The organism is Amycolatopsis sp. H20-H5 (assembly GCF_035828755.1).
In the GTDB taxonomy this organism is placed as follows: Bacteria; Actinomycetota; Actinomycetes; order Mycobacteriales; family Pseudonocardiaceae; genus Amycolatopsis.
Window position 1 is genome coordinate 1 of sequence record NZ_JAYMZS010000074.1, and the last position, 23,103, is coordinate 23,103.

The 23,103-nt window shown below is 69.7% G+C and carries 23 protein-coding genes and 1 pseudogene; 11 read left to right on the top strand and 13 right to left on the bottom strand.

Annotated elements, in window-relative coordinates:
- A partial coding sequence (locus tag QMK34_RS31350; protein ID WP_326418194.1) for an FAD-dependent oxidoreductase occupies window positions 1-898 on the bottom strand: 898 nt, incomplete at its 3' end.
- Window positions 899-1,040: 142 nt separating this feature from the next.
- Here QMK34_RS31350 and QMK34_RS31355 point away from each other — a divergent pair.
- Window positions 1,041-1,748, top strand: coding sequence for a histone-like nucleoid-structuring protein Lsr2 (locus QMK34_RS31355; RefSeq protein ID WP_326418196.1), 708 nt, complete (start codon window positions 1,041-1,043; stop codon window positions 1,746-1,748).
- A 38-nt stretch (window positions 1,749-1,786) separates the two neighbouring features.
- Here QMK34_RS31355 and QMK34_RS31360 read toward each other — a convergent pair whose 3' ends face one another.
- The 5 genes from QMK34_RS31360 to QMK34_RS31380 all read right to left on the bottom strand — a co-directional run bounded on the left by QMK34_RS31360 (window position 1,787) and on the right by QMK34_RS31380 (window position 6,255).
- Window positions 1,787-2,539, bottom strand: coding sequence for a lipoate--protein ligase family protein (locus QMK34_RS31360; protein WP_326418198.1), 753 nt, complete (start codon window positions 2,537-2,539; stop codon window positions 1,787-1,789).
- A 10-nt stretch (window positions 2,540-2,549) separates the two neighbouring features.
- Window positions 2,550-3,935, bottom strand: a complete 1,386-nt coding sequence (locus QMK34_RS31365) for an NAD(P)(+) transhydrogenase (Re/Si-specific) subunit beta (protein ID WP_326418200.1) — start codon at window positions 3,933-3,935, stop codon at window positions 2,550-2,552.
- Entirely contained in the window at window positions 3,932-4,249 is a 318-nt protein-coding gene (locus tag QMK34_RS31370; protein ID WP_326418202.1) for an NAD(P) transhydrogenase subunit alpha, read from the bottom strand. The genes QMK34_RS31365 and QMK34_RS31370 overlap by 4 nt, the downstream gene beginning before the upstream one ends.
- A complete protein-coding gene (locus tag QMK34_RS31375) occupies window positions 4,249-5,532 on the bottom strand; it encodes a Re/Si-specific NAD(P)(+) transhydrogenase subunit alpha (RefSeq protein ID WP_326418204.1) in 1,284 nt (427 codons plus the stop codon). The genes QMK34_RS31370 and QMK34_RS31375 overlap by 1 nt, the downstream gene beginning before the upstream one ends.
- Window positions 5,533-5,625: 93 nt before the next feature.
- Complete coding sequence (locus QMK34_RS31380; RefSeq protein ID WP_442785252.1) at window positions 5,626-6,255, bottom strand: TetR family transcriptional regulator; 630 nt, start codon at window positions 6,253-6,255, stop codon at window positions 5,626-5,628.
- Window positions 6,256-6,380: 125 nt separating this feature from the next.
- On the opposite strand from QMK34_RS31380, the gene QMK34_RS31385 reads away from it, so the two are divergent.
- The 3 genes and pseudogenes from QMK34_RS31385 to QMK34_RS31395 all read left to right on the top strand — a co-directional run.
- Window positions 6,381-7,478, top strand: a complete 1,098-nt coding sequence (locus tag QMK34_RS31385) for a ferredoxin reductase (protein ID WP_326418208.1) — start codon at window positions 6,381-6,383, stop codon at window positions 7,476-7,478.
- Window positions 7,479-7,487: 9 nt separating this feature from the next.
- Window positions 7,488-8,603, top strand: coding sequence for a fatty acid desaturase family protein (locus QMK34_RS31390; protein WP_326418210.1), 1,116 nt, complete (start codon window positions 7,488-7,490; stop codon window positions 8,601-8,603).
- Window positions 8,604-8,616: 13 nt separating this feature from the next.
- Window positions 8,617-8,802: pseudogene (locus tag QMK34_RS31395) on the top strand (hypothetical protein); the annotation flags it as partial.
- Between the two features lie 42 nt (window positions 8,803-8,844).
- On the opposite strand, the gene QMK34_RS31400 reads toward QMK34_RS31395, so the two are convergent.
- Complete coding sequence (locus QMK34_RS31400) at window positions 8,845-10,599, bottom strand: sialidase (protein ID WP_326418212.1); 1,755 nt, start codon at window positions 10,597-10,599, stop codon at window positions 8,845-8,847.
- Between the two features lie 192 nt (window positions 10,600-10,791).
- On the opposite strand from QMK34_RS31400, the gene QMK34_RS31405 reads away from it, so the two are divergent.
- Together QMK34_RS31405 and QMK34_RS31410 are read left to right on the top strand one after the other, a co-directional pair.
- Entirely contained in the window at window positions 10,792-12,075 is a 1,284-nt protein-coding gene (locus tag QMK34_RS31405; protein ID WP_326418214.1) for a sensor histidine kinase, read from the top strand.
- A gap of 42 nt (window positions 12,076-12,117) precedes the next feature.
- Window positions 12,118-12,762, top strand: coding sequence for a response regulator transcription factor (locus QMK34_RS31410; RefSeq protein WP_326418216.1), 645 nt, complete (start codon window positions 12,118-12,120; stop codon window positions 12,760-12,762).
- A gap of 20 nt (window positions 12,763-12,782) precedes the next feature.
- Here QMK34_RS31410 and QMK34_RS31415 read toward each other — a convergent pair whose 3' ends face one another.
- From QMK34_RS31415 to QMK34_RS31430, 4 genes are all read right to left on the bottom strand, one after another.
- On the bottom strand, window positions 12,783-13,121 hold the full coding sequence (locus QMK34_RS31415) for a hypothetical protein (RefSeq protein WP_326418218.1): 339 nt from the start codon (window positions 13,119-13,121) through the stop codon (window positions 12,783-12,785).
- A gap of 6 nt (window positions 13,122-13,127) precedes the next feature.
- Window positions 13,128-13,433 carry a TMEM175 family protein gene (locus QMK34_RS31420; RefSeq protein ID WP_326418220.1) on the bottom strand — a complete coding sequence of 102 codons (306 nt, stop codon included), beginning with the start codon at window positions 13,431-13,433 and terminating at the stop codon, window positions 13,128-13,130.
- 444 nt (window positions 13,434-13,877) lie between these two features.
- Complete coding sequence (locus tag QMK34_RS31425) at window positions 13,878-14,093, bottom strand: ferredoxin (protein ID WP_326418222.1); 216 nt, start codon at window positions 14,091-14,093, stop codon at window positions 13,878-13,880.
- Between the two features lie 3 nt (window positions 14,094-14,096).
- Window positions 14,097-15,287, bottom strand: coding sequence for a cytochrome P450 (locus QMK34_RS31430; protein WP_326418224.1), 1,191 nt, complete (start codon window positions 15,285-15,287; stop codon window positions 14,097-14,099).
- 136 nt (window positions 15,288-15,423) lie between these two features.
- Between QMK34_RS31430 and QMK34_RS31435 the strand changes: the two genes are divergently transcribed.
- Together QMK34_RS31435 and QMK34_RS31440 are read left to right on the top strand one after the other, a co-directional pair.
- Window positions 15,424-15,987, top strand: coding sequence for a TetR/AcrR family transcriptional regulator (locus QMK34_RS31435; protein ID WP_326418226.1), 564 nt, complete (start codon window positions 15,424-15,426; stop codon window positions 15,985-15,987).
- Between the two features lie 55 nt (window positions 15,988-16,042).
- Complete coding sequence (locus QMK34_RS31440; protein ID WP_326418228.1) at window positions 16,043-16,966, top strand: aminoglycoside phosphotransferase family protein; 924 nt, start codon at window positions 16,043-16,045, stop codon at window positions 16,964-16,966.
- A gap of 27 nt (window positions 16,967-16,993) precedes the next feature.
- Here the strand turns inward: QMK34_RS31440 and QMK34_RS31445 are convergent, their stop codons facing one another.
- The gene (locus QMK34_RS31445) at window positions 16,994-17,554 is read right to left on the bottom strand and encodes a TetR/AcrR family transcriptional regulator (protein WP_326418230.1); all 561 of its coding nucleotides are present in this window, start codon (window positions 17,552-17,554) and stop codon (window positions 16,994-16,996) included.
- A 50-nt stretch (window positions 17,555-17,604) separates the two neighbouring features.
- Here QMK34_RS31445 and QMK34_RS31450 point away from each other — a divergent pair, with 50 nt between their 5' ends.
- A complete protein-coding gene (locus QMK34_RS31450) occupies window positions 17,605-18,150 on the top strand; it encodes a hypothetical protein (RefSeq protein ID WP_326418232.1) in 546 nt (181 codons plus the stop codon).
- A gap of 42 nt (window positions 18,151-18,192) precedes the next feature.
- On the opposite strand, the gene QMK34_RS31455 is transcribed toward QMK34_RS31450, so the two are convergent.
- Window positions 18,193-21,012: an FAD-binding and (Fe-S)-binding domain-containing protein gene (locus tag QMK34_RS31455; RefSeq protein WP_326418234.1), complete on the bottom strand. Its 2,820-nt coding sequence runs from the start codon at window positions 21,010-21,012 to the stop codon at window positions 18,193-18,195.
- Window positions 21,013-21,107: 95 nt separating this feature from the next.
- Between QMK34_RS31455 and QMK34_RS31460 the strand changes: the two genes are divergently transcribed.
- Both QMK34_RS31460 and QMK34_RS31465 read left to right on the top strand, forming a co-directional pair.
- Window positions 21,108-22,298: a GAF domain-containing sensor histidine kinase gene (locus QMK34_RS31460; RefSeq protein ID WP_326418236.1), complete on the top strand. Its 1,191-nt coding sequence runs from the start codon at window positions 21,108-21,110 to the stop codon at window positions 22,296-22,298.
- Window positions 22,283-22,909: a response regulator transcription factor gene (locus QMK34_RS31465; protein ID WP_326418237.1), complete on the top strand. Its 627-nt coding sequence runs from the start codon at window positions 22,283-22,285 to the stop codon at window positions 22,907-22,909. Before QMK34_RS31460 ends, QMK34_RS31465 begins: the two co-directional genes overlap by 16 nt.
- Window positions 22,910-23,103: the final 194 nt, after the last annotated feature.

A 23,103-nucleotide genomic window follows, 5' to 3' on the forward strand; every position in this document is an offset into this window, starting at 1 on the left:
ACCAGTCGCCGTCCACTCCGGACACCCGGCCGTTGGCGTCGGCGGTCAGCGTCTTGCCCGCTTCGAGCCCGATCGACTCCAGGCCGAGGTCCTTGGTCGCCGGCCGCCTGCCGGTGGCCACGAGCAGCTCGTCGACGGTGATCGTTTCGCCGCCCTTCAGCTCCAGCTCGGTACCGCCGTCCACAGAGGACACGCCGGAAAGTCCGGAACCGGTGTGCACGGTCACGCCCGCCGCACGCAGCCCTTCGAGAACGGCGTCGCCGACGAAACCGGGGAGCTTGGGCAAGGGACGCTCGCCGGTGATGATCAGGTGCACGTCGGCGCCGAGGGTGGCCCACGCCTGCGCCATTTCGACCCCGACGACCCCGCCGCCGAGCACGCCGAGGCGGGCGGGCACCGCGCTCGCGGAGGTCGCCTCACGGGAGCCCCAGACGGAAATCCCGTCGATACCGGGAATCGGCGGCACGCTCGGGACGCTGCCGGTGCACACGATCACGGCGCGGTTCGCCCGCAGCACCCGGTCGCCGTCGAGGGTCACTTCACGCTCACCGGTGATCCGGGCGTGCCCGCGCAGGGCTTCGATGCCCACGCCTTTCGCCCAGTCGACCTGCCCGGTGTCATCGCCCTTGCCGGTGAAGGCGTCGCGTCGCGCGAACACGGCCGAGGGGTCGAGCCGGTCGCCGACCGGGATGCCCGGAATCCGGCGGGCCGCCGCGAGCAGGGTGCCCGGCCGCAGCAGCGCCTTGCTCGGAATGCAGGCCCAGTAAGAACATTCGCCGCCGAAACGCTCGTGCTCGACAAGCGCGACGGAAAGCCCGCCGCGCCGCGCCCGTTCGGCGGCGACCTCGCCAACGGGACCCGCTCCGATCACCACTACGTCAAAACTCTGTGCTGACATGCTTTCAGCGCACACCACCGCGCAGCTTCGCGCAACCCAAAGGTATCCTGCACGACAGGCTGGAATAGGCGGCGGCAGCGAATCCACCATGTCGCCCTGCCGGTTGCACGTAGTAGTACTCGATCGAGCATGGGAGGTCTTCGTGGCCAGGAACACGGCTGTGCATTTGCTGGACGATCTCACCGGCGAACCCGCCGAAGAGACGGTGGGTTTCGCGCTGGACGGAATCGACTACGACATCGATCTTTCGGTGGACAACGCCGTCGCGCTCCGGACGCTTTTGGACAAGTACGCCGGGCACGCCCGGCGTACCGGCGGGCGTAAACGCCGCGCCAAGGTAGTCGCGCAGCCGAAGGCCGCCCGCACTGCGAAAGCCGCCGCCAAGGCCGCTGTCACGCCGGGCAAGAAAGTCGCCGCGAAGCCGGTCGCCGGTCGTAAGACAGCAGCCACGCGCACCGCGGCCGCCAAGGTCGTGACGCCGAAGACCCCGGCGAAGGCAGCTGCGAAGACCTTGTCCGCGAAGGCAGTGCCCAAGGCAGTGCCCAAGACCGTGGCCAAGGCAGCGCCCAAGACCACGACGAGGACGACGGCGAAAGCCGCTCCGAAGAGCACCACTCGCGCCACCGCCAAAACGGCGCCGAAGGCGGCGGCAAAGGCCGCTCCCAAAGCAGCCGTGAAGACCACTGCCCGGAAGCCCGCGGCAGCTGTCAAAAAGGTGGAAACGGCAACGGCCGCGGCGGCGAAGACCCGCGCGAAGAAGGCCACGGAAACGAAAGCCGTGGACCCCAAGAAAGCGACTCGGGCGAGCACCCGAAAGATTCCGACGGTGACTTTCTCAGCAGCGAAATGACGGCGTCATCCCTTAAATGACGGGGTGCCACAAACCGGCTAGCCGGTTTGTGGCATGACCGCGTTCTCTCGTTGCGCGCCTTCCGCGTGCCACTGCGTGTAGCGGTAACGCGAGTGCAGAAGAGCGCGATGCCACTCGAGTTCCCACTCCGCGGGCTTACGCCGGTCCAGTGACCCCAGTTGGCGGCCCGCCGCCACTCGCACCGCGGCGGAGACCTCGGCCACACCGGCGCGAAGCCCGTGATCAGCCAACGAGGCCACCGGGCTGCGATGTGAATCGAGCGGCCGCGGGTCGGGCGGCGCCGTCGTGAGGTAGGCGCCGATCCGCTCGGCCGCGGTGTGGATGAGCAGGGTCGAGTGCGCGAGCAGCCCGGTCTTGGTCCGGAAGACCGCGAACCCGCACAGCTTCGACTCGCCGATGAACAGCCCACGCTCGCCCAGCCGCGGCGGCAGGCCGAGCTCCCGCACCGCCGCGCTCATGAGTTCCCCGAGTGCCTCGAGTGGACGGTCCGCCGGACCGGGCAGCACGAGGGTGATGTTCAGGTTGCCGGGGTCGTGGAAGACCGTGCCGCCCCCGCTGGCCCGGCGCAGCACCGGGATCCCGTCCCGCGCACAGGCGTCGAGGCGCACCTCGCGGTGCACCTTCTGCCCGCGCCCGACGACGACGCAGGCGGGGTTGCGCCAGATCCACAGGAGCGGCGCGACCGGTGCCGCGCGCAGGAGCGCTTCGTCGAACGCAAGGTTTTCGGCCGGGTCCTCGAAGACGGCGTCGATGTCCGAGCCGGGTTTCACCACAGGTGGTTCACAGTGCTTTGAGTTCCTCCACGATCTCGCCCACCGACGACTTGGCGTCCCCGAAGAGCATGCTGGTCTTCGGATCGTAGAACAGGTCGTTGTCGATGCCGGCGAAGCCCGAGCTCATCGAGCGCTTGAGCACGATGACCGACCGGCTGTGGTTGACCTTGAGGATCGGCATGCCGTAGATCGGCGAGCCGGGATCGGTCTCCGCCGCCGGGTTGGTGACGTCGTTCGCGCCGATCACCAGCGCGACGTCGGTCTGCGCGAACTCGGAGTTGATCTCGTCCATTTCCTTGAGCTGCTCGTACGGCACGTCGGCCTCGGCGAGCAGCACGTTCATGTGGCCGGGCATCCGGCCCGCCACCGGGTGGATCGCGTAGGCCACGGTGATTCCCTTGGCCTCCAGCAGTTTCGCCATCTCCCGCACGGTGTGCTGGGCCTGTGCCACGGCCATGCCGTAACCGGGGACGACCACCACCTTGTTGGCGTAGGCCATCTGGATCGCGGTGTCGGACGCGCTGGTGCTGCGAACGGGCCTGGTCTCAGTGGACCGGTTGCTCGCCACCGCGGGCCCGCCGCCGAAGCCGCCGGCGACGATCGCCGGGATGGACCGGTTCATCGCCTTCGCCATCAGGTTGGTCAGGATAGAGCCGGAGGCGCCGACGATCATGCCCGCGACGATCAGCGCGGTGTTGTCCAGCGCCAGCCCCATCGCGGCGGCCGACAGCCCGGTGAGCGCGTTGAGCAGCGAGATGACCACCGGCATGTCCGCGCCGCCGATCGGCAACACGACCGTCACGCCCAGCACGGCGGCGGCCACGAGCAGTCCGATCATGAGCAACTCCGCGTCACCGCCGCTGGCGATCACCACGGCGCACACGATCGCGACGACCAGCAGGACGGCGTTGACCGGCTGCTGGAGTTTGCCCATCGTGATGGGCCGCCCGGAGATGAGTTCCTGGAGCTTGCCGAACGCGATGTTCGAGCCCCAGAAGGAGATGGAACCGATCAGCGCGGCGAACAGCGACGCGATGGCGACGTAGAGCGGCTCGTGCGCGTAGCCGTCGGTCGAGCGGAACTCGACCCACGCGATGAGCGCGACGGCACCGCCGCCGACGCCGTTGAACAGCGCGACCATCTGCGGCATCGCGGTCATCTTGACCTTGCGCGCGGCGGGCACGCCGACGACGGCGCCGATCGCGACGCCCACTGCGATGAGCAGCCAGTTGCCCATGCCCGGGGTCAGCAGCGTGGCGATCACCGCGATGCCCATGCCGGTGGCGGCGATCCAGTTGCCGCGCACGGCGGTGCGCGGGCCGGTCAGCCCCATCAGGCCGTAGATGAACAGCGCGAACGCGACTATGTAGAGGACGGCGACGAAACTCGTCATGAGTCTTCACCGTCCTTGGACTCGGCTTCGACGGGCGCGGGCTTGACCTTGAACATCGACAGCATCCGGTCGGTGACGAGGAACCCGCCGACGACGTTGATGGTGCCGAAGGCGATCGCGATGACGAGCAGGATCTTGTTGAGCACGCCGTCCACGCCGAGGCCGAGCACGATCAGCCCGCCCAGCAGGACGATGCCGTGGATGGCGTTGGTCCCGGACATCAGCGGTGTGTGCAGGGTGTTGGGCACCTTGGAGATCACCGCGAAACCCACGAAACCGGCGAGCACCAGCACCGCCAGGCTTTGTACGAGCATCACTCGTCCCCTTCTTCCGGCACTGCGGACTCGGCGGCTTCAGTGGCTTCGGCGGCTTCAGTGGCTTCGGCGGCTTCAGTGGCTTCAGTGGCTTCGGCGGCTTCAGTGGCTTCGGCGGCTTCAGTGGCTTCGGCGGCTTCAGTGGCTTCAGTGGCTTCGGCGGCTTCAGTGGCTTCGGCGGCTTCCGGCTCGGCGGGCCGCCCCGCCACGCAGGCCCCGGCGACGACCTCGTCGGAAAAGTCGAGCGCGAGCGCGCCTTCGGCGTCCACCATCAGCTCGAGCAGTTCGGTGACGTTGCGGGCGTAGAGCTCGCTGGCGTGCTGGGGCATTTCGGCGGCGAGGTTGAGCGGGGCCGCGATGGTGACGTCGTGCTCGACGACGTCCTCGCCGGGCCGGGTGAGCTCGCAGTTGCCGCCGGATTCGCCGGCGAGGTCGACCACGACCCCGCCCGCGGGCATGCCCTTGACCGCTTCGGCGGTGACCAGCGTCGGCGCCCGGCGACCGGGCACGAGCGCGGTGGTGATGACGACGTCGAAGCGCGTGATCGCCTCGGTCAGCCTTCGCTGCTGTTCGGCGCGCTCGTCCTCGGTGAGCTCGCGTGCGTAACCGCCTTCGCCGGCCGCCTCGATGCCAAGGTCGAGGAACTGCGCGCCGATCGAGCGCACCTGCTCGCCGACCTCCGGCCGGACGTCGTACCCGGTGGTCTGCGCGCCGAGCCGCTTGGCCGTGGCGAGGGCCTGCAGCCCGGCGACACCGGCGCCGAGCACGAGGACCTTGGCCGGGGGCACGGTGCCCGCGGCGGTGGTGAGCATGGGGAAGAACCGGGGCAGCTTCTGCGCCGCGAGCAGGACCGCGCGGTATCCGGCGACGCTGCTCTGCGACGAAAGCGCGTCCATCGCCTGTGCGCGCGAGATACGCGGGATGGCTTCGACGGCGAACGCCCGGACGCCCGCTTTATTTAGCACGGCTATGCCATCAACGTCACCGCGAGGATTGAGGAAGCCGATGAGCAGCTGCCCGGCCTGGAGTTTCCCGGTTTCGCCCGGCGTCGGCGGCGCGACCTTGAGTACGACTTGGGCGCTCCACGCGTCGCCGATGACCGCGCCCGCGGCGGTGTACGCCTCGTCGGCGAACCGCGCCCCGGCGCCCGCGCCCCGTTCGACGACGATCCGCAGGCCGCGTTTGGCCAGCCTCTCGACCAGTTTGGGCACCAGTGCCACCCGGTTCTCGCCGGGCCTGGTCTCCTTCACCACGCCGACCGTGAGCTGTTCGCTGTCCGCCACGCGACCTCCTCTTCCCTGAGGCTCTGGATCACGCAAGGTGTACCACGCCGAGGGCGCGATACCCACGTCCGAGAGTCGCAAGTCGGAGCGGGGTCAGCCGCTGCGCCAGCTGGGCACGCCCAGGAAGATCAGCCGCAGCCGTCGTTCGGCGGTGCGCACTATCCGCCGGTCGGTCTCGGCGTCGCGGGGGCGGGCTTCGAGCAGCTCGACGACCGTGGACAACATGGCGGTGACGATCAGGTCGGCCATCATGTGCAGGTCGTCGGTGGTCCATTCGCGCAGCACCTCGAACCGCGCGAGGTCCACCGCCAGCTCGCTGGAAAAAAGCTTCAGCTCGAACCCGATGGCCCGCTGCACCGGACCCGCGCCGCTGTAGCGCTCACGGGTGAGGAACCGGAAGTGGTCTTCGTGTGCACGCACGTGCTCGTAAAGCGTACGCACCGACGCGCGGATCATGTCCGTGTAGGCGCTCGGGTTGCTCCGGGCCGAGCGGATCATCCCGCGCAGCGTGCGCATCGACTCCTCCACCAGCGCGACGCCGAGCTCGTCCATCGAGGCGAAATGGCGGTAGAACGCGGTGGGCACGATGCCGGCCTGTTTCGCCACTTCCCGCAGGCTGAGGCTGGCGAACCCGCGGTCGGCCAGCAGGTCGAGCGCCGCGTCGAGCAGACCCTGCCGGGTGCGTTGCTTGCGCTCCTGGCGGGTCACGGGCTCGGTGCTCACAACGGACAGCGTACGGGCCCCGTCGCTATAACCCACGTCACATCGCCTCGCCCTCGCGTTGACAGTTCGGCCGTCATGCACTCCACTATTCAGTGTACAGCTGTTCACTGTAACCAGGAGGTGCCATGACAGCGCTGTTACCGCGGCGGGCGCGCAGGCTGGCCTCGCTGGCCGAGGCCCTGCTCACGCCGCACGGGATGGACCGCTATCTCGAGCTGATCGACCCGATGCTGGTCCGCCGCGAGATCCGCGGCCTGGTGACGGCCGTGCGCCACCAGACCGGCGACACCGTCACCCTCACGATCCGGCCCAGCCGTGCCTGGCGCGGGTTCGGCGCCGGCCAGTACGTCCGGGTCACCGTCGAGATCGACGGCGTCCGGCGCACCCGGTGCTATTCGCCGTCCTGCTCGCAGCACACGCGCGATGGACTGCTGGAACTCACGATCAAGGCCGACCCGCAGGGGCTCGTCTCTCGCTACCTGCACGAACAAGCCGGAGTCGGCACGGTGCTCGGGCTGTCGCGGCCGGACGGCGGTTTCACGCTGCCCACGCGCCGCCCGCACCGGATCGTGCTGATCAGTGGCGGCAGCGGGATCACCCCGGTGCTCTCGATGCTGCGCACCCTCGTCGACGAGGGTCACGCGGGCGAAATCGTCTTCCTGCAGTACTCGAACACCGGTGACGACGTGCTCTACCGAGAGGAACTCGCGGAGCTCGTCGCACGGCACCCCGGACTCCGCGTCGTCCACGCCTACACCCACGCGAAAACCGGCGCTGAGCTCCACGGCTTCTTCTCCGCCAAGCAGCTGACGAAGGTCGCGCCGTGGTACCGCGACGCGGAAACCTTCGTCTGCGGACCGAAGCCGCTGATGGACTCGGTGCGCGAACTGTTCGAGGCGGACGAGTTGAGTGAACGCCTGCACACCGAGGAGTTCACCCCGCCCGCGCTCACCTTCGACACCGCGAGCGCCGAGGGACAGGTGCGCTTCGCGCGCAGCGGCCACGAGTTCGCCAACTCCGGCAAGCCGTTGCTTGAGCAGGCCGAGGACGCCGGGCTGAAGCCCGAGCACGGCTGCCGGATGGGCATCTGCTTCTCGTGCACGCAGGTCAAGACCTCAGGCTGCGTGCGCAACGCCAAGACCGGCGAACTGTCCGAAGAGGAAAACGTAGAAATCCAGCTCTGTATCTCCGTCCCGGTCGGGGACGTCGAGATCAACGCCTAAGGAGCACCCATGACTGGCTTGCAGGACCGGCTCACCCCCGGGCAGATCGACGAGTTCGGCCGCGAACTCGACGCGATCCGGCAGCGGATCGTCGCCGACCTCGGTCAGGTCGATGTCGACTACATCCACACCGTGATCAAGACCCAGCGTGCCCTCGAAGTGACCGGCCGCGGACTGATGTTCGCCGGGTTCTTCCCGCCCGCCTGGGTCGCCGGGGTCGCCGCGCTTTCCGTCGCGAAGATCCTCGACAACATGGAGATCGGCCACAACGTCATGCACGGCCAGTACGACTGGACGCGTGACCCGGCGCTGAGCTCCCAGAAGTTCGAATGGGACAACGTGGCGCCCGCCGAGAACTGGCGGCACTCGCACAACTACATGCACCACACGTTCACCAACATCCTCGACAAGGACCGCGACATCGGTTACGGCGTCCTGCGGATGGACCGGGCGCAGGAATGGCGGCCGTACTACCTGGGCAACCCGGTGTACGCCGCCCTGCTCGCGGTGTTCTTCCAGTGGGGCGTGATGCTGCACGACCTGGAGTTCGACCGGATCGTCAGCGGCGAGCGGAAGCTTTCGGACACCAAGGAAGTCGCCCTCAAGATGGTCAAGAAGGCGTCGCGGCAGGTCGGCAAGGACTACATCCTGTTCCCGCTGCTGACCGGGCCGATGGCGCCGCTGACCTTCGTCGGCAACGCGACCGCGAACCTGGTGCGCAACCTGTGGTCGTTCTCGATCATCTTCTGCGGTCACTTTCCCGCCGAGGTGGAGAGCTTCACCGAGGAGGAGACCGAGAACGAGTCGCGCGGGCAGTGGTACCTGCGCCAGATCCTCGGCTCGGCGAACATCAGCGGCGGAAAGCTGTTCCACATCATGAGCGGGAACCTCTCGCACCAGATCGAGCACCACCTGTTCCCGGACATCCCGGCGCGCCGCTACCCGCAGATCGCGGGCGAGGTGCGGGCGATCTGCGAGAAGTACGGCCTGCCCTACAACACCGGTGGCCTGCCGAAGCAACTGTTCTCGGTGGCGAAAAAGATCGTGAAGCTCGCCATGCCCTGGACCACCGTGCCGGACAAGCCCAGTACCGTGGAGCGGGACAAGGTTCTCCGAGCAGCCTAAAAGGGTGTCTGACATGGTCGGTCAGTTCGAGAGCAAGAAGGACACGATCCAGGTGATCACCGAATCGGCGGCGACGCACATCGGGAACATCGCGACGATCATCACCGGCGCGGTCCGCGACGTCGCGCGCGAGACCGGCGACTGGCTGACCGACGTCATCGAGATGCGCGAGGCCTCGCAGCGTGCCCAGGACGACGAGCGCGAACTGCGCGTCGCCAAGGACGTCAAACCAGAAACCGTCTCACGGGTAGGACGGCACGTAGTTGATCTGGTGTGCCCGGTCCGACTGGCCGCCGGTGTCGTTGACGACGTGCCGGATCGTGCCGACCCCGCCGAGTGAAACCGAGACCAGGTGGTGCAATCGCACGCCCGGGGTGTCCGGCACCTCGAACGAGCGTGCCGCGACGACGGCCGGATTGACGTCGAAGTACGAGTAGCTGCCCAGCCCCCACGCCTCGTGGCTGGTCACCGAGTCGGCGACCTTGTACGCGGCCCAGCCAGGATCGCCGCCACTCGTCCAGGATGCCTGGTCGGGCGGGTCGTACGGGAACTCGTTCTGGTAGAAGTACGTCCGGCCGCCGTTGCCGTTCCACAGCGTCTCGTACTGCTGATAGTGCTCGACGGACAGGCCGTACATCGTGACGTCGTCCCCGTTGACGACCAGTCCGTTCGCCGCGGTGTTGACCGTCCAGCCGACCTGGTCGCCGTGATCGGCCCGCCAGAGCCACAGGTGGTCGCCGATGACGTTGTCGCTGTTCACCCTCAGGCTGACCGTCGCTTTGGCTGGCGTCGCGCCGCCGCCGACGCGGAAGAACAGGTCGTGCAGTGAGGTCGGGTCGGCCGCGTGGCGGGCGTGCGAACCGGCGGGGCCGATCTCGACCAGGACCGGGGAGTTCACCGGTCCCGCGTCGATGAGCAGGCCCGCGATTTTCACCCCGCCGACGTCGTCGGCGGTGATGACCGGGAGGCCGGTGTCCGGCACCAGGGTGGCCAGGCCCAGGCCCAGCACCACGGTGCCGGGCCGGGTGATCCTGAGTGTGTCGTCCAGGTGGTAGACCCCCGGGGTGACCAGGAGGTTGCTGCCCGCAGCCAATGCCCTGTTGAGGGTCGCCGCGGTGTCGCCCTGTTTCGCGATGTGGAAGTGCCGGAGCGAGATCGACGAACCGGCCGCCGCGCCGCCACGCCAGCTGGTGCCGACGGCGTCGTGCCGCAGCGCCGGAACGAACACGGCGTACTCGCCGGTTTCGCCGACGTGGAGGAACGGCTTCTCGCGGACGACCGGGGTCCGCGCGATGTGCGTGTTCGGCGGATCCGGGAACGTCTGTGCCGGCGTGCCCGTCGAGCCGACGTGGACCATGTTCCACACCGAGCCCGACCAGCGGCCGACCTCGGAGTTGCGGGTCAGGAACTGCTGCTGGGAGCCGGACTCCACCAGGCCGTCGACCTTCGTGTCGGCCAGCAGGCCGCCGCTGGCCCAGCCGTCGTCGCCGTTCCAGAGCTGCAACCGGCCCTTGAGGTGCATGCGGCGGTACGGCGCGGCCTGCGCGGCGGCCCAGCGGCAGAGCTGACCGGCGGGCGGGGTGACCGCGAGGTTTTCCGCGCCGCGCCAGAAGTTCTGGGTCGCGTTGCCCTTGTTGCCGGGATCGCCGCCCTGCTGCAGCCAGTCGGCCTCGACGCGCACGTGCCCGGTGATCTCGACGTCTCCGGGCGAAAGACCGAGGCCCGCGACCTGCGTGTAGAAGCCGAGCTTGGCGTCGGCGGTGTAGCTACCCGGCTTGAACAGCACCGCGTACCGCTCGTCGCCGAACTGGTTGGTGTGCTGCTGCGCGAAGATCGTGTCGAGGCGGTTCTGGATGGTCGCCGCCGGGGTCGACGGATCGAACACCCAGACGTTCGGGCCGAAGTCCGGGTCGGCGGGGCCACCTCCGGTGTGCACGGTGAGCTCCCACAGTGAATAGCCGTACGCGGTGCGGACGCCGGAGGCATACCGTGACACTCGGCGGGCCCCCGTCACAAGCTGAACCAGTGTCACGTCCAGGTCACGGTCGGGTCAACAAGGGCCGCGAGGTGTGCCCGAAGGGTTTGGGGCCACTGCCCGTTCATACTTGCCCGGTCACCCCGCCGCGGCAGGCGATCCGGGGGATAGCCGGGTGGGCGTGGGCGGCCACCGCGCGGCAAGCTGTGTCTCGTGACCGGTCCTCCCGTACTCCGTCCCCCGCGGGGCCTGGCGCGGAGGGTGGTCGCGGCCCAGGGCAGCCGCGCGTACCGGACCGGGCTCGTCTGGGTGGTTATCGGCACTCCGCTGTCACTGGTATTCCTGGTGAGCATCCTGCTGGGGCTCGCGCTGGGCACGGTGCTGAGCCCGATGTTCCTCGGCCTCGTGCTGCTCGCGGGGGTCATGGCCTACGCGCGGGGACTCGGCGGGCTGCACCGGCGGCTGGCCGGGAGCCTGCTCGGCACGCGGGTCGCCGAACCGATGCCCGCCCCGCTGGCGCCGGGCCTGTGGAACTGGATCAAGGCCCGCGTCGGCGACCCGATCGGGTGGCGCGCGATCGCCTACCTGGTGCTCCGGGTGCCGCTGGCGCTGGTCGACCTGGTCTTCGTCGGCACCCTGCTCGTCTACGGGATCGCGACGACGACCTACCCGTTCTTCTGGTTCACCACCGGCGGGCGGGTGATGCCGCTGTTCGACCTGCTGGTCGAGAACTGGGTTCTCACCCTGCCGCTGGCCGCGTTCGGGATCCTGATGCTGCTCGCGATGCCGTGGGTGGTGAACGGCGTGGTGACCATCGACCGGCTGCTGGTGCGCGGACTGCTCGGGCCGACGGCGCTCGCCGAGCGGGTGCGGGACCTGGAGGAGAGCCGGGCGAGCGCGGTCGACGACGCGACCGTGCGGCTGCGGCGCATCGAGCGCGACCTGCACGACGGGGCGCAGGCGCAGCTGGTCGCGCTGGCGATGAAACTCGGCATCGCCAAGGACGACCTCGACACCGGCACCGCCGACGTCGACCAGGTGCGGGCCCTGGTCACCGCCGCGCACGCCAACGCCAAACAAGCGCTCGCCGAGCTGCGGGACCTCGCCAGGGGAATCCATCCGGCGGCGCTCGACGCCGGTCTCGACGTCGCCCTGTCCACTTTGGTCTCCACGACCGGGATCGACGCGCGGCTGAGCGTGGACCTGCCGACGCGGCCGTCGCCGTCGATCGAGACCATCGCCTACTTCACCGTGGCGGAGCTGCTGACCAACGCGGCGAAACACGCGGCACGCCCGATCGGGGTCGAAGTGGGCTCGGCCGGGGGCGTCCTGCGGCTCGTCGTGCGCGACGGGGGTCCCGGTGGCGCCAGGGTGGCGGCGGGCGGCGGGCTCGCGGGCCTGGTGGAGCGGCTGCGCACGGTGGACGGCGGGCTCGCGGTGTCGAGCCCGCACGGCGGGCCGACGGCGATGACCGTCACGATCCCGCTGTCCGGCTAAGGTTCCGACCGAACCTTCACGAGTCCTCCCAGGGGCGGCACAGTGCGCATCGTCATCGCCGAAGACTCCACCATCCTGCGCCAGGGCCTGGCGGAGCTGCTCACCCTGCGCGGGCACGAGGTCGCCGCCGCGGTGAAGGACGGGGAGAGCTTGCGCGCCGCCGTGCGCGAGCACCGGCCGGACGTTTCGGTGGTGGACGTCCGGATGCCACCGACGCACACCGACGAGGGCCTGCGCGCGGCGATCGCCCTGCGTGACGAGCTTCCCGGCTGCGCGATCCTGCTGTTCTCCCAGTACGTCGAAACGAAGTACGCGGCGCAGCTGCTGGCCGACCGGGCCGGCGGTGTCGGCTATCTGCTCAAGGACCGGGTCGCCGAGGTCGCCGACTTCCTCGACGCGCTGCACCGGGTGTCCGCGGGACAGACTGTGCTCGACCCCGAGGTGGTGAGCCAGCTGTTTTCCGCGACCCGGCGGACTTCCGCGCTGAGCGAGCTGACCGCCCGCGAGCGGGAGGTGCTGGGCCTGATGGCGGAGGGCCGGTCGAACTCGGCCATCGCCGCGGGGCTGTTCCTTTCGGCGGGTTCGGTGGAGAAGTACGTGACCAGCATCTTCGGCAAACTGGGGCTGCCGCAGTCCGAAGGGGACAACCGGCGGGTGCTCGCCGTGCTGCGGTACCTGGACTCCTGACCCGCCCGGCCGCTACCCGCTCAGCCGCGCTCGGCGCTTGCGCGACGTCGCCGGATCCGGCTGGCCAAGCTGGTCGCGATCGGGAAGAAGATCCAGCACGCGTAGGCGTACCCGGTGAAGAACGACACCGGGATCGACAGCAGGAACGTCGCGGCCATGATCATGACCTGCATGGTCGAGTTGGCGAACAGGTCCGGCGGCGTGTCGTCGCGGTACAGGTGATGGCGGCGGATTTCACGGAGCATCAGCAGGAACAGCAGGCTCGCAGTGGCCTGGACCAACGCGTAGAAGGCGAACCGGGCCTGGAAAGCGCCCTCACCGGTGAGCACCTTCGTCGCGAACGGCGTCACCACCTGCATGAGCAGTCAGTACAGCGTCAGCGTTCCGAGCTTGCCGCCGAGCGAGGTGACGTACCGGAACACCCGGTGATGCCCGCTCCAGTGCGCGCCGATCACCAGGAAACTGACGAGGAACGCGATGTACTCCCAGCGATGCTCCAACGCCGAGTGCAGCAGCTCGCCGTTGGTGGCACCCTCGGGCAGCGGCAGTTCGAGGGCGAGCAGCGTCAGCGCGATGGCGATCACGGCGTCGCCGAAGAAGGTCAGTCGCTCGGCGGCGACCGCACGGACCTCCAGAGCGCCGGGGGTCTCGTCGGGAGCGGAGATGGTCATGGGACGAAAGAGTGCCACGCCGCGGAGGGGGATCGGTGAGCGCGGCGAGCGGCGCACGGGCGTAACCGGGCGGATCGGTGGTGAACCGGGCGGCGGCGCCGCCGAAACCTCTCGCTGGACAGCCAGATCTCGCGTCACGACTGGGACTCCCGCGGCGGGCGGCTCCATGACGGCCGGGCCCGAATCCCTCCTTTGTGGACGAGAAGGCGAACACGCTCGCCGAGGTCATCGGCGACCGCGGCTCGCGGTAGCCGACGTCCGGTGCGGACTCCCGCAGCAGTGCGTACGGCCGGACGATCGCGCGCCCTTCACCACACGCGAACTCGCGTGTGGTGAAGGCGGACGGTGCGGACACCGGTGTCGACTTGGCGCTGACGCGGTCCCGCGCGAGCCGTCGGGACCCCTGACAAGCTTCCGGACGGCTAACGTCCTTTGTGGACCGTCCTAGGGTCGCGGCCCTACCAGCCTGCTGCCGTCGGTCACGTTGATGGCCATGGCCGGGCAGGAGTCGGCGGCGTCGAGCGCTGTCTCATCCGGCTCGATCTTCTCCGCGAGCGCACGGGCAGTCGCGCCCTCCAGCTCGAACAGCTCGGGCATCAGTGCGGCGCACATGCCCGAGCCGATGCAGGTGTTCTCGTCGACCTCGACGTTCCAGCTCATCGTTTACCAACCGATCGGCATCGAGCGTGCTCCCCGCACCAGCATCTGGGTCTTCCAGACGATGTCGCCGGCGAGGTGGAGCTCGGGCATTTCCCGCAGGAGCGCCCGGAGGGCTTCCTGCAGCTCCAGCCTAGCCAGTGGGGCGCCGAGGCAGTGATGCACGCCATGGCCGAAGCCGAGGTGGTGGTTGTCGTCGCGGTCGAAGGTCAGGCTTTCGGGCGAGCCGAATCGCAGGGCGTCCCGGTTGGCGGCGCCGATGGCCACGAGCACGGGTTCGCCTGCTCGGACGAGCACGCCGCCGACCTCGACATCCTCGGTCGCGTACCGGGGGAACCCGGCCCCGGCGCCGAGCGGCACGAAACGCAGCAGTTCCTCGACCGCGGCCGGGATCAGCTCCGGGTCGGCGACCAGCCGGGCCCACTGCTCCGGCTGCTCCAGCAGCGCGTACACGAAGTTGGGGATCTGGCTCGCGGTGGTCTCGTGCCCGGCGACCAGGATGCCGACGCAGAGGTCGACCAGTTCCAGCTCGGTGAGACGGTCCCGGACGTCACGGGCTTCGATCAGCGCGGTCATCAGGTCGTCCGCGGGCTCGGCGCGATGCTGCTCGATGAGCCCGCGCATGTAGTCGCGCAGCTCCTCGCGGTTGCGCTCGAACTCCTCCGCGGTGAGGCTGCTGGTGGACAACGCCGCGTCGCTCCACGCGCGGAACCTCGGCCGGTCGGCCACCGGCACGCCGAGCAGCTCGCAGATCACCGCCACCGGGATCGGCAGGGCGTAGTCGTCGACCAGGTCGACGGGCTGTCCCTTCCCCTTCATCCCGGCCAGCAGCTCGGTGGCGAGCTCGGCGACCCGGGGACGCAGGAGCTCGACCCGCCTCATGGTGAAGGCCTTGGCGACCAGGGTGCGGAGCCGGGTGTGGTCGGGCGGGTCCATCGAAAGTATGCCGCTGTCGCGCTGAGCCGGTGACGAACGCGGCTCGTCGTGGTCGAGCGAAGCCGCGCGGGAGAACCGCCGGTCACCGAGGACGAGGCGGGCGTCCGCGTAGCGCGTGGCGAGCCAGGCGGGCTCGCCGTAAGTCATGCGGACCCGGACCATGCCCTCGGCGTCCCGTGCCGCCGCGTAAGCCTCGTTGAGATCGAGGCCCTCCTCCTCGTTGAACGGGTAGGCGAGAGGTTCGGTGTGTGTGGTGGTCATCGCGAGTACTCCCCTGTCCGGTTTCTGCGTATTTCCGTTTGTAAGCAACTGCTTACAACGCTACCGAGGCCTACCCAGCGCGTCAATGCGATCACCGTGCGCAGCGCGGTTAGCCTGTTCGCGACCGGGAGGCCAGATGACCGCAGAACAGCAGGTCCGCAAGCGGGACGCCGCCGCGACGAAGGCGTCCCTGCTCGACGCCGCCGCGGAACTGTTCGCCGAGCGCGGTTTCGACCGGACGACCGTGCGGGACATCGCCAAGCGCGCCGGGGCGAACCAGTCACTGCTGTTTCGCTACTTCGGCACCAAGGAAGCGCTGTTCGAGGAGGTCGTGGCCCGCAGCGGGCTCGAGAAGCTCGCCGCCACCCCGCCGGAACAACTGCTGAGCACGATCCTGCGCAGCATGCTCGACACCGACCGGAAGGACCACTCGCTGGCGGTGTTCCTCCGCTCGGCCGAGCACGACAGCGCGGCCGGCGCGATCCGGCGCCAGCTCGGCGAGGCCTACTCCCAGGCGCTCACCACGCTGACCGACTCCCCCGACGCCGAACTCCGCGCCGATCTCGCACTGGCCTGGCTGCTGGGCATCGGGCTGTTGCGCGAGATAGGCGGCAAGGAGCCACTGACGAACGCGGCCACCGAGGACATCGTCGAGCTGGTGCTGGCGGGAACCAGGACGCTGCTGGAGCGCGGCGAATAATCCTTGGCGCGTGACGGACACCGTGCCCTAACGTCAAGTTCCATGGCGCTGTTCCATGGCGCTGTTCCCGCCCGCGGGCACCGAGGACGAGTTCGGCACGCTCACCCGGGAGGCGCTGCTGCCGGCCGTCATCTCGCTGGCCGGATCACTGGGTGCAGGTGAGGCGGTCGTGCCGTTCACCGAAGGCTCGCTGCCGGTCTACGCCGTCGGCGACGAACTCGTGCTCAAGCTGTATCCCTCGGTGTACTTCGGCGAAATGGCCACCGAGCGCACGATGCTCGAAGTCCTGCACGGCAGGCTGCCGATCACCACCCCCGGCGTCGAGCGGACCGGCGAGCTCGAGGGCTGGGGCTACCTCCTGATGGACCGCCTGCCCGGCGACACGCTCAAGGACGTCTGGCCTCGACTGTCCACCGAGGACAAACAGCGGCTGGCCCCTCGGCTCGGCGAGGCACTTGCGGCCCTGCACGCCGTCGACGACCCCGCGCTCGCCGCGCTCGGCCCGGCGAGCTGGTCCCGGTTCATCGCGGACCAGCGGGGCAACGTGGTGAAGCACCACCGGAAGACGCGGCTCGGCGAGAAGTGGCTGTCCCAGCTGGACGGGTTCCTCGATTCGGTCGAGCTCGGCACGCCCCGCGTGGTGCCGTTGCACACCGAGTTCGTGCGCGACCACCTGATGATGACCCGGGAAGGTGGCGAGTGGCGGGTGTCCGGGCTGTTCGACTTCGAGCCCGCGATGCGCGGCGCGGCGGAGTACGAGTTCGTCGGCGCGGGCCTGTTCGTCGCCGGCGGCGACAGGGACTTCCTCCGGCGGCTGCTGCTCGGCTACGGCTACAAACCCGCCGAGCTCGGCGAAGACTTCTCGCGGCGCTGCCTCGCTTACACGCTGCTGCACGTCTACAGCAATCTGCGCCGGTACCTCGAACTGCTGCCGGTTCCGGCGGAGCCGACGCTCGACACGCTGGCGACCACCTGGTAGCACAGGCCCGGCCGGGCCGCCGACAGCTCAGCTCGCGAGGACTCCGCGCAGGAATTCCCGGTACCCCGCCTGGTCGGCGGCAGGCAGCAGCTCGCCGCCGCTGGCTCGCTGTGCCTGCACGAGACCGACGTACGTGGTGTAGGCCAGCACGCCCCGGTGCCGGGCGGCGGCCGCCGGATGTCCCATCTCGAGGAAGCACTCGACGAGGAAGCCGACCCTCCTGGTGGTCACTTCGGCGAGCACCGGGCCGACCATCGGGTCGTTCGCGTGGGCGAGCAGCTCGAATTCGGCCCGGTTCCCGACGTCGCGGCCGAAGACCACGCCGAACAGCTCGTGCAGCCTGCGGACGGGGTCCGCGACGTCCGCGAGGCCCGTGATGATCGTCTCGGTGTGCAGCTCGGCCCAGCGCCGCAGCGCCGCCTGGACCAGCGCGTCCCGGTTGGCGAAGTGCCAGTAGAAGCTGCCCTTGGTGGCGCCCAGCCTGGTCGCGATCGGTTCCACCGCGACCGCCGCGAGCCCGCCCTCGGCGAGCGCCTCGAGCGCCGCGTCGGCCCAGTCTTCGGGTGCCAGACGTCTTTTCTTCGCCATCTCCGTACGCTACCGTATGGAAAACCATACGCCACCGTACGGAGGTCGCCGTGCTTTCCGCATCCGCCGCGAACTGGGGCGCCACCCCGGACGAGGTCCGCCGCCACCAGCCCGCCGACGACCTGCTGTCCACCCCCGCGCAGCACCTCGACCGCGCGGTCACCGTGCGCGCGCCCGCGGCACTGACCTACCGCTGGCTGTGCCAGCTCTCGGTCGCGCCATACAGCTACGACCTGCTCGACAACTTCGGCCGCCGCAGCCCGGACACCCTCACCGAAGGCGCCGACGACCTGAAGCCCGGCCAGCGCCTGATGGCGTTCGACCTGACGTCCGTAGAACCGGGGCACCGCTTCACCTGGGCCACCTCGGCCAAGACCGAGCGCATGTTCGGCAAACTGTCCTGCACCTACGCCGTGGAACCGGCCGACGACGAGAGCTGCCGCCTCCTGTGCCGCCTGGTCGTCGCCCAGTCAGGCCCGCTGGGGCAGGTCAAGGCGTTCCTGCTCGGCTGGGGCGACCTCGTGATGATGCGCAAGCAGCTGCTCACCCTGAAGAAATACGCCGAACGCGACCACGCGGCGGCCAAGCAGAGCTAGCCGCCCGCCTGGTCTGGACGCGCGCACCCCGGCGGCGCCCGATCATGGCAGCGCGCGCCGGAGCAGCTCGGCCAGATGCAGCGCGGTGCGGTCGGACTCCTGGGCGATCTGCGTCCGGCAGCTGAAACCGTCGGAGATCACCACTGTCTCCGGCGACGCCGCCCGGACGGCGGGCAACAAGCGGTCCTCAGCGCAGGCGACGGAGACCTCGTAGTGCCCCTTTTCGAACCCGAAGTTCCCGGCCAGCCCGCAGCAGCCGGAGTCCAAAGTGGAGTTTCGTACCCCGGCGGCCGCCATCGCGGCCTCGTCCGCGGAGTAGCCGAGCACCGCGTGCTGATGGCAGTGCACCTGGCTGATCGCGTCGATGTCGAGGGCCCGGAATTCAACGGGCGAGCCGGCGAGCAGCTCGGCCAGGGTGCGGGTGCGCTCGGCCAGCAGCCGCGCCAGCGGCTCGTCCGGCAGCAACGCGGGCAGGTCGCCCCGGAACAAGGCCGTGCAGCTCGGCTCCAGCCCCGCCACCTGGTAGCCAGCCTCGAGATAGGGCCTCAGGACGGACAACGTGCGGCGCAGCACCCGGCGCGCGACGTCGAGCTGGCCGGTGGACACCCAGGTCAGGCCGCAGCAGACGCCCTTGTCCGGCAAGACGACGTCGTACCCGGCGGCGGTGAGCACCTCGGTCGCCGCCTCAAGCACACCGGGGGTGAAGTAGTTGTTGAAGGAGTCCGGCCACAGCACCACCGGCTTTTTTGGCACAGTCGTGCTACCAAGGCTATCTAGCACAGTCGCGCTATTTCGAAGGTCGCGGCGGGACCGGGTGAAGGGCACGGCGGCGAACGTCGGCAGATCGCGCTCGGGTGCGATGCCGCCGAGCCGTTTCAGGAGCCCGGCGAGCCTGCGCCGCCTGGTCACCGCGTTCGCGACCCTGGGGGCCACAGCGGCGAACCGCAGCCACAACGGCAACCAGCCCATCGAATAGTGCGACGCCGGACGCAGCCGCCGCCGGTAGTGCTGGTGGTAGAACTCGGCCTTGTAGGTCGCCATGTCGACGTCGACCGGGCAGTCCGACAGGCAGCCCTTGCACGACAGGCACAGGTCGAGGGACTCCCGGACCTCCTCGGACCGCCAGCCGTCCGTGATCACCTCACCGTTGATCATCTCGGCGAGCAGGTGGGCACGACCCCGCGTCGAGTGTTTCTCCTCGCGGGTGGCCCGATAGCTCGGGCACATGACGCCGGGGCCGCTGGTGTCGCGGCACTTCCCCACACCGACGCACCGGCGCATCGCCTGGCCGAAGCTGCCCTGGTCCTCCGGGTAGCCGAGGACGGTGACGTCCTCGATCTCGATCGGCGCGCGGCGCACCCGCAGGTTTGCGTCAATCGGGCGCGGGGCGACCAGGATGCCCGGGTTCATCCGCCCCTCGGGGTCGAACACGCCCTTGAACCGCTCGAACAGCGTCATCATCTCAGGGCTGTACATCCGCGGGAGCAGCTCGGAGCGCGCCTGGCCGTCCCCGTGTTCCCCCGACAGCGAGCCGCCGTGCGCGGCGACGAGGTCCGCCGCCTGCTCGAGGAACGTCCGGAAGCCGGCGATCCCGGGCGCCGACAGCAGGTCGAAGTCCAGCCTCATGTGCAGGCAGCCCTCGCCGTAGTGGCCGTACACGACGCTCTGCCTGCCGTGTTCGCGCATCAGCTCCTTGAACCCGCGCAGGTAGGAGCCGAGCCGTTCAGGCGGCACCGCGGCGTCCTCCCAGCCCGGCCACGCTTCGGAACCGTCGGCCAGGCGGGTGGCCAGCCCCGCGCCCTCCTCCCGGATCCGCCACAGCCGCCGTTGCGCGGCCGGGTCGGTGAAGACCGTGGCACCGGTGAGCAGGCCGCCCAGCTCGGCCGCCAGTGCCCGCCCCCGGTGCTCGGCCTCGCCCGGTTCGTCCCCGGCGAGCTCCACGAACAGCCAGGCGCCGCCCGGTGGCAGCCCGCCGGCGCGCCCGCGGTCCAGCAGCGCGACGAGCTCGGCGTCCACGCCTTCGACGGTCAGCGGGGACCACGGCAGGATGGCCGGGACCGCGTCGGCGGCGGCGACGTCGGACTCGAAACCGAGCACCGCCAGCGCCTTGTGCTTGGGCAGTTCCGCGAGCGAGACGGTCGCTTCGAGCACCGTCACGCAGGTGCCTTCACTGCCGACGAGCGCCTTCGCCAGGTCGAAGCCGTTCTCGGGCAGCAGGTGTTCCAGGCCGTAGCCGGACACCCGGCGCGGCCATGTCGACAGTTCGGTACGCAGCAGCGCGAGGTTTTCCCCGACCAGCGAGCGCAGCTGCGAATACACCCGGCCCTCGGTGCCCGGCCGCGCGGCACGAGAGTCCACTTCGGACGGAGAGGTGGGGCCCGCCGTGAGCCGCGTGCCGTCGTAGAGCAGCACGTCCAGTTCCCGGACCACGTCGGCCGTACGCCCCCACGCGACCGAATGCGAACCACAGGCGTTGTTGCCGATCATCCCGCCGAGCGTGCAGCGGCTGTGCGTAGAGGGGTCCGGCCCGAACCGCAGGCCGTGCGGAGCGGCCAGCGCCTGCAGGTCGTCGAGGACCGTGCCCGGCGCGACCCTGGCCAGCCTGGCCGCCGGGTCGAGCGCGAGCACCCCGCCGAGATGGCGCGAGGTGTCGAGCACGACCCCGGGGCCGCACGCGTTGCCCGCGACGCTGGTGCCGCCGCCGCGGGGGATCACCGGCAGCCCGGCTTCCCGGCAGGCGGCGACCGCGGCTATCACGTCGTCCACCGACTCCGGGAGCACGACCCCGCGGGGCACGTGCCGGTAGTTGGACGCGTCGGTGGTGTACAGCGCCAGTGTGGCGGCATCGGACAGGATCTCCACCCGCCCATTCAAGACACCCGATCGTCGTCCCGCAGTGTCACACCCTCTCCAGCCGGGTATGTCCGAAACCACACGTCGTGTGCGATCGTGAGCGCGTGACGGCAAAGCGGCACGTCGCGAAGGAGCGCGCAGTCGAGCACAGCTTTGTGCTCGACGAGTTGCTGCGCGAGCGCGACGAGCTGTTCAGCACGCTCGACCGGGTCGCGGCGCTGCATGGCACCGCGCGGCGGATCCGGGAAGCGATCGGGTCCCACTCGGGCTTCGTCGCCGAGCTGACCGGGCCGGGGCACGCGGTGGTCCGCTGGATGTCGGGCGCTCGCACGGACTCGCTGCAGGACCTCGAGGTGCCGACCGGGCAGGGCATCGGCGGGCGGGTGCTGGCGCTGGGCAGGCCGGTCCGGGTCAACGACTACATCAGCTCGCCCGCCATCACGCACCAGTTCGACGCGCAGGTCCGGGGCGAGGGGCTCGCGGCGATGATCGCGGTGCCGATCATCAGCCGGACCGGCGGTCGGACCGAAACGGTCGCGATCGCGTACGCGGCGATGCGGGAACCGGCCGAGTTCGGCGACGACGCCATCCGGGCGATGGAGGACATCGCCAACCAGACCGGGACGGCACTGCGCCTGGCGACGGTGGCCGAGTCGAACAAGGCCACCGCGGTCTCGATAGAGCGCCAGCGCATGCAGAGCGCGCTGCACGATTCGGTGGGCGCGCTGCTGTTCTCCATCGGCGTCCAGGTCAGGAACCTGCACGAGGACATCAGCGACAACCCCGTGCTGGAATCGCGGTTGCTGCGGCTCGAAGGGGACGTGTCAGCGGCGTCCAGCGCCCTGAGGGAGTCCCTGCTGGCCCTCTCGGAATCCAGCCCCGAACGGGCGCTGCCGGTGGAACTGGCCGAGCATTGCCGCTCGTTCCAGGCACGGTGCGGGGTGCCGGCGCGGTTCGTCCAGCTCGCGCCCGTGCCACCGCTCGACGCCGAGCGGACGACCCTGCTGGTCAACGCCGTCCGGGAGGGTCTGCTCAATGTCGAGAAGCACGCGAGCGCACTGTCGGTGGTGGTCAGCCTCGTCCCGAGCAACGGCGGGATCCAGGTGGTCGTCGCCGACGACGGCACCGGCCGGGTCGCCGAAACCACCCCCGGCACCGGCATGGGCCTGCGCGCGCTCGCGGAACGCGCGGCCCGGCTCGGCGGCAGGGTGAGCCTGGTGCGCGACGAGGACGACGGCTGCACGCTGCGCGCGTGGGTGCCCGAGGCGGGACGTCGCTCGTGTCCGCTCCCGTGACGGTCCTGGTCGTCGACGACCACCCCGTGGTCCGCGACGGCGTCAGTCTCCTGCTGCGCTACGACCCGGCGCTGACCGTCATCGGCTCCGCCGAATCAGGGCGCGCCGCCATCCAGCGCGCGACCGAGCTGCGTCCTGACCTGATCCTGCTGGACCTGCGCCTCCCGGACATGCTGGCGCCCGAGGTGATCGCGGGCATCCGCCGCGTGCACCCCGCGGCGCCCATCGTGGTTTTCACCGCCCACGGCGATCACCAGGGCGTGCTAGCCGCGCTGGACGCGGGCGCGAACGGCTGCCTGCTCAAGGACGTGGCTGGCACCGACCTGATCGCGGCGCTGCGCAGGGTCCTCAAAGGCGAGCGCGTGGTCGACCCCCGGATCCTCCCCGACGACGGCCGGCGCTCCGACGCACTGGCCCGCAGCGGCCTGACCCGCCGCGAATACGAGGTCCTCCGCCTGGCGGCCCAGGGCCAGACGAACCCCGAGATAGCCGAATCGACGGGCCTGGCCCGCAACACGGTCAAGACGTATCTGCAGTCGGCGCTCCACAAACTGGGCGCCCGCAACCGCGTGGAGGCCATCGGAAAGGCCTCCGAAGCAGGCCTCCTCTGATCCTTCGCCGCTTATTTAGCACGGTCTTGCCAAATAAGCGGCGAGTCGTTGGCCGGACCAGGAACACCGGCGTGCGCCCCAGTCATCGAGCCTGTCGCCGCGGCTGATTTTCACGACCGAAAATCTCCATTGTCCTGGAAGCACGTGGTCGACCAGGACAAAGCCCGTGTCCGTTTTGTGTCCCGCTACCTCTC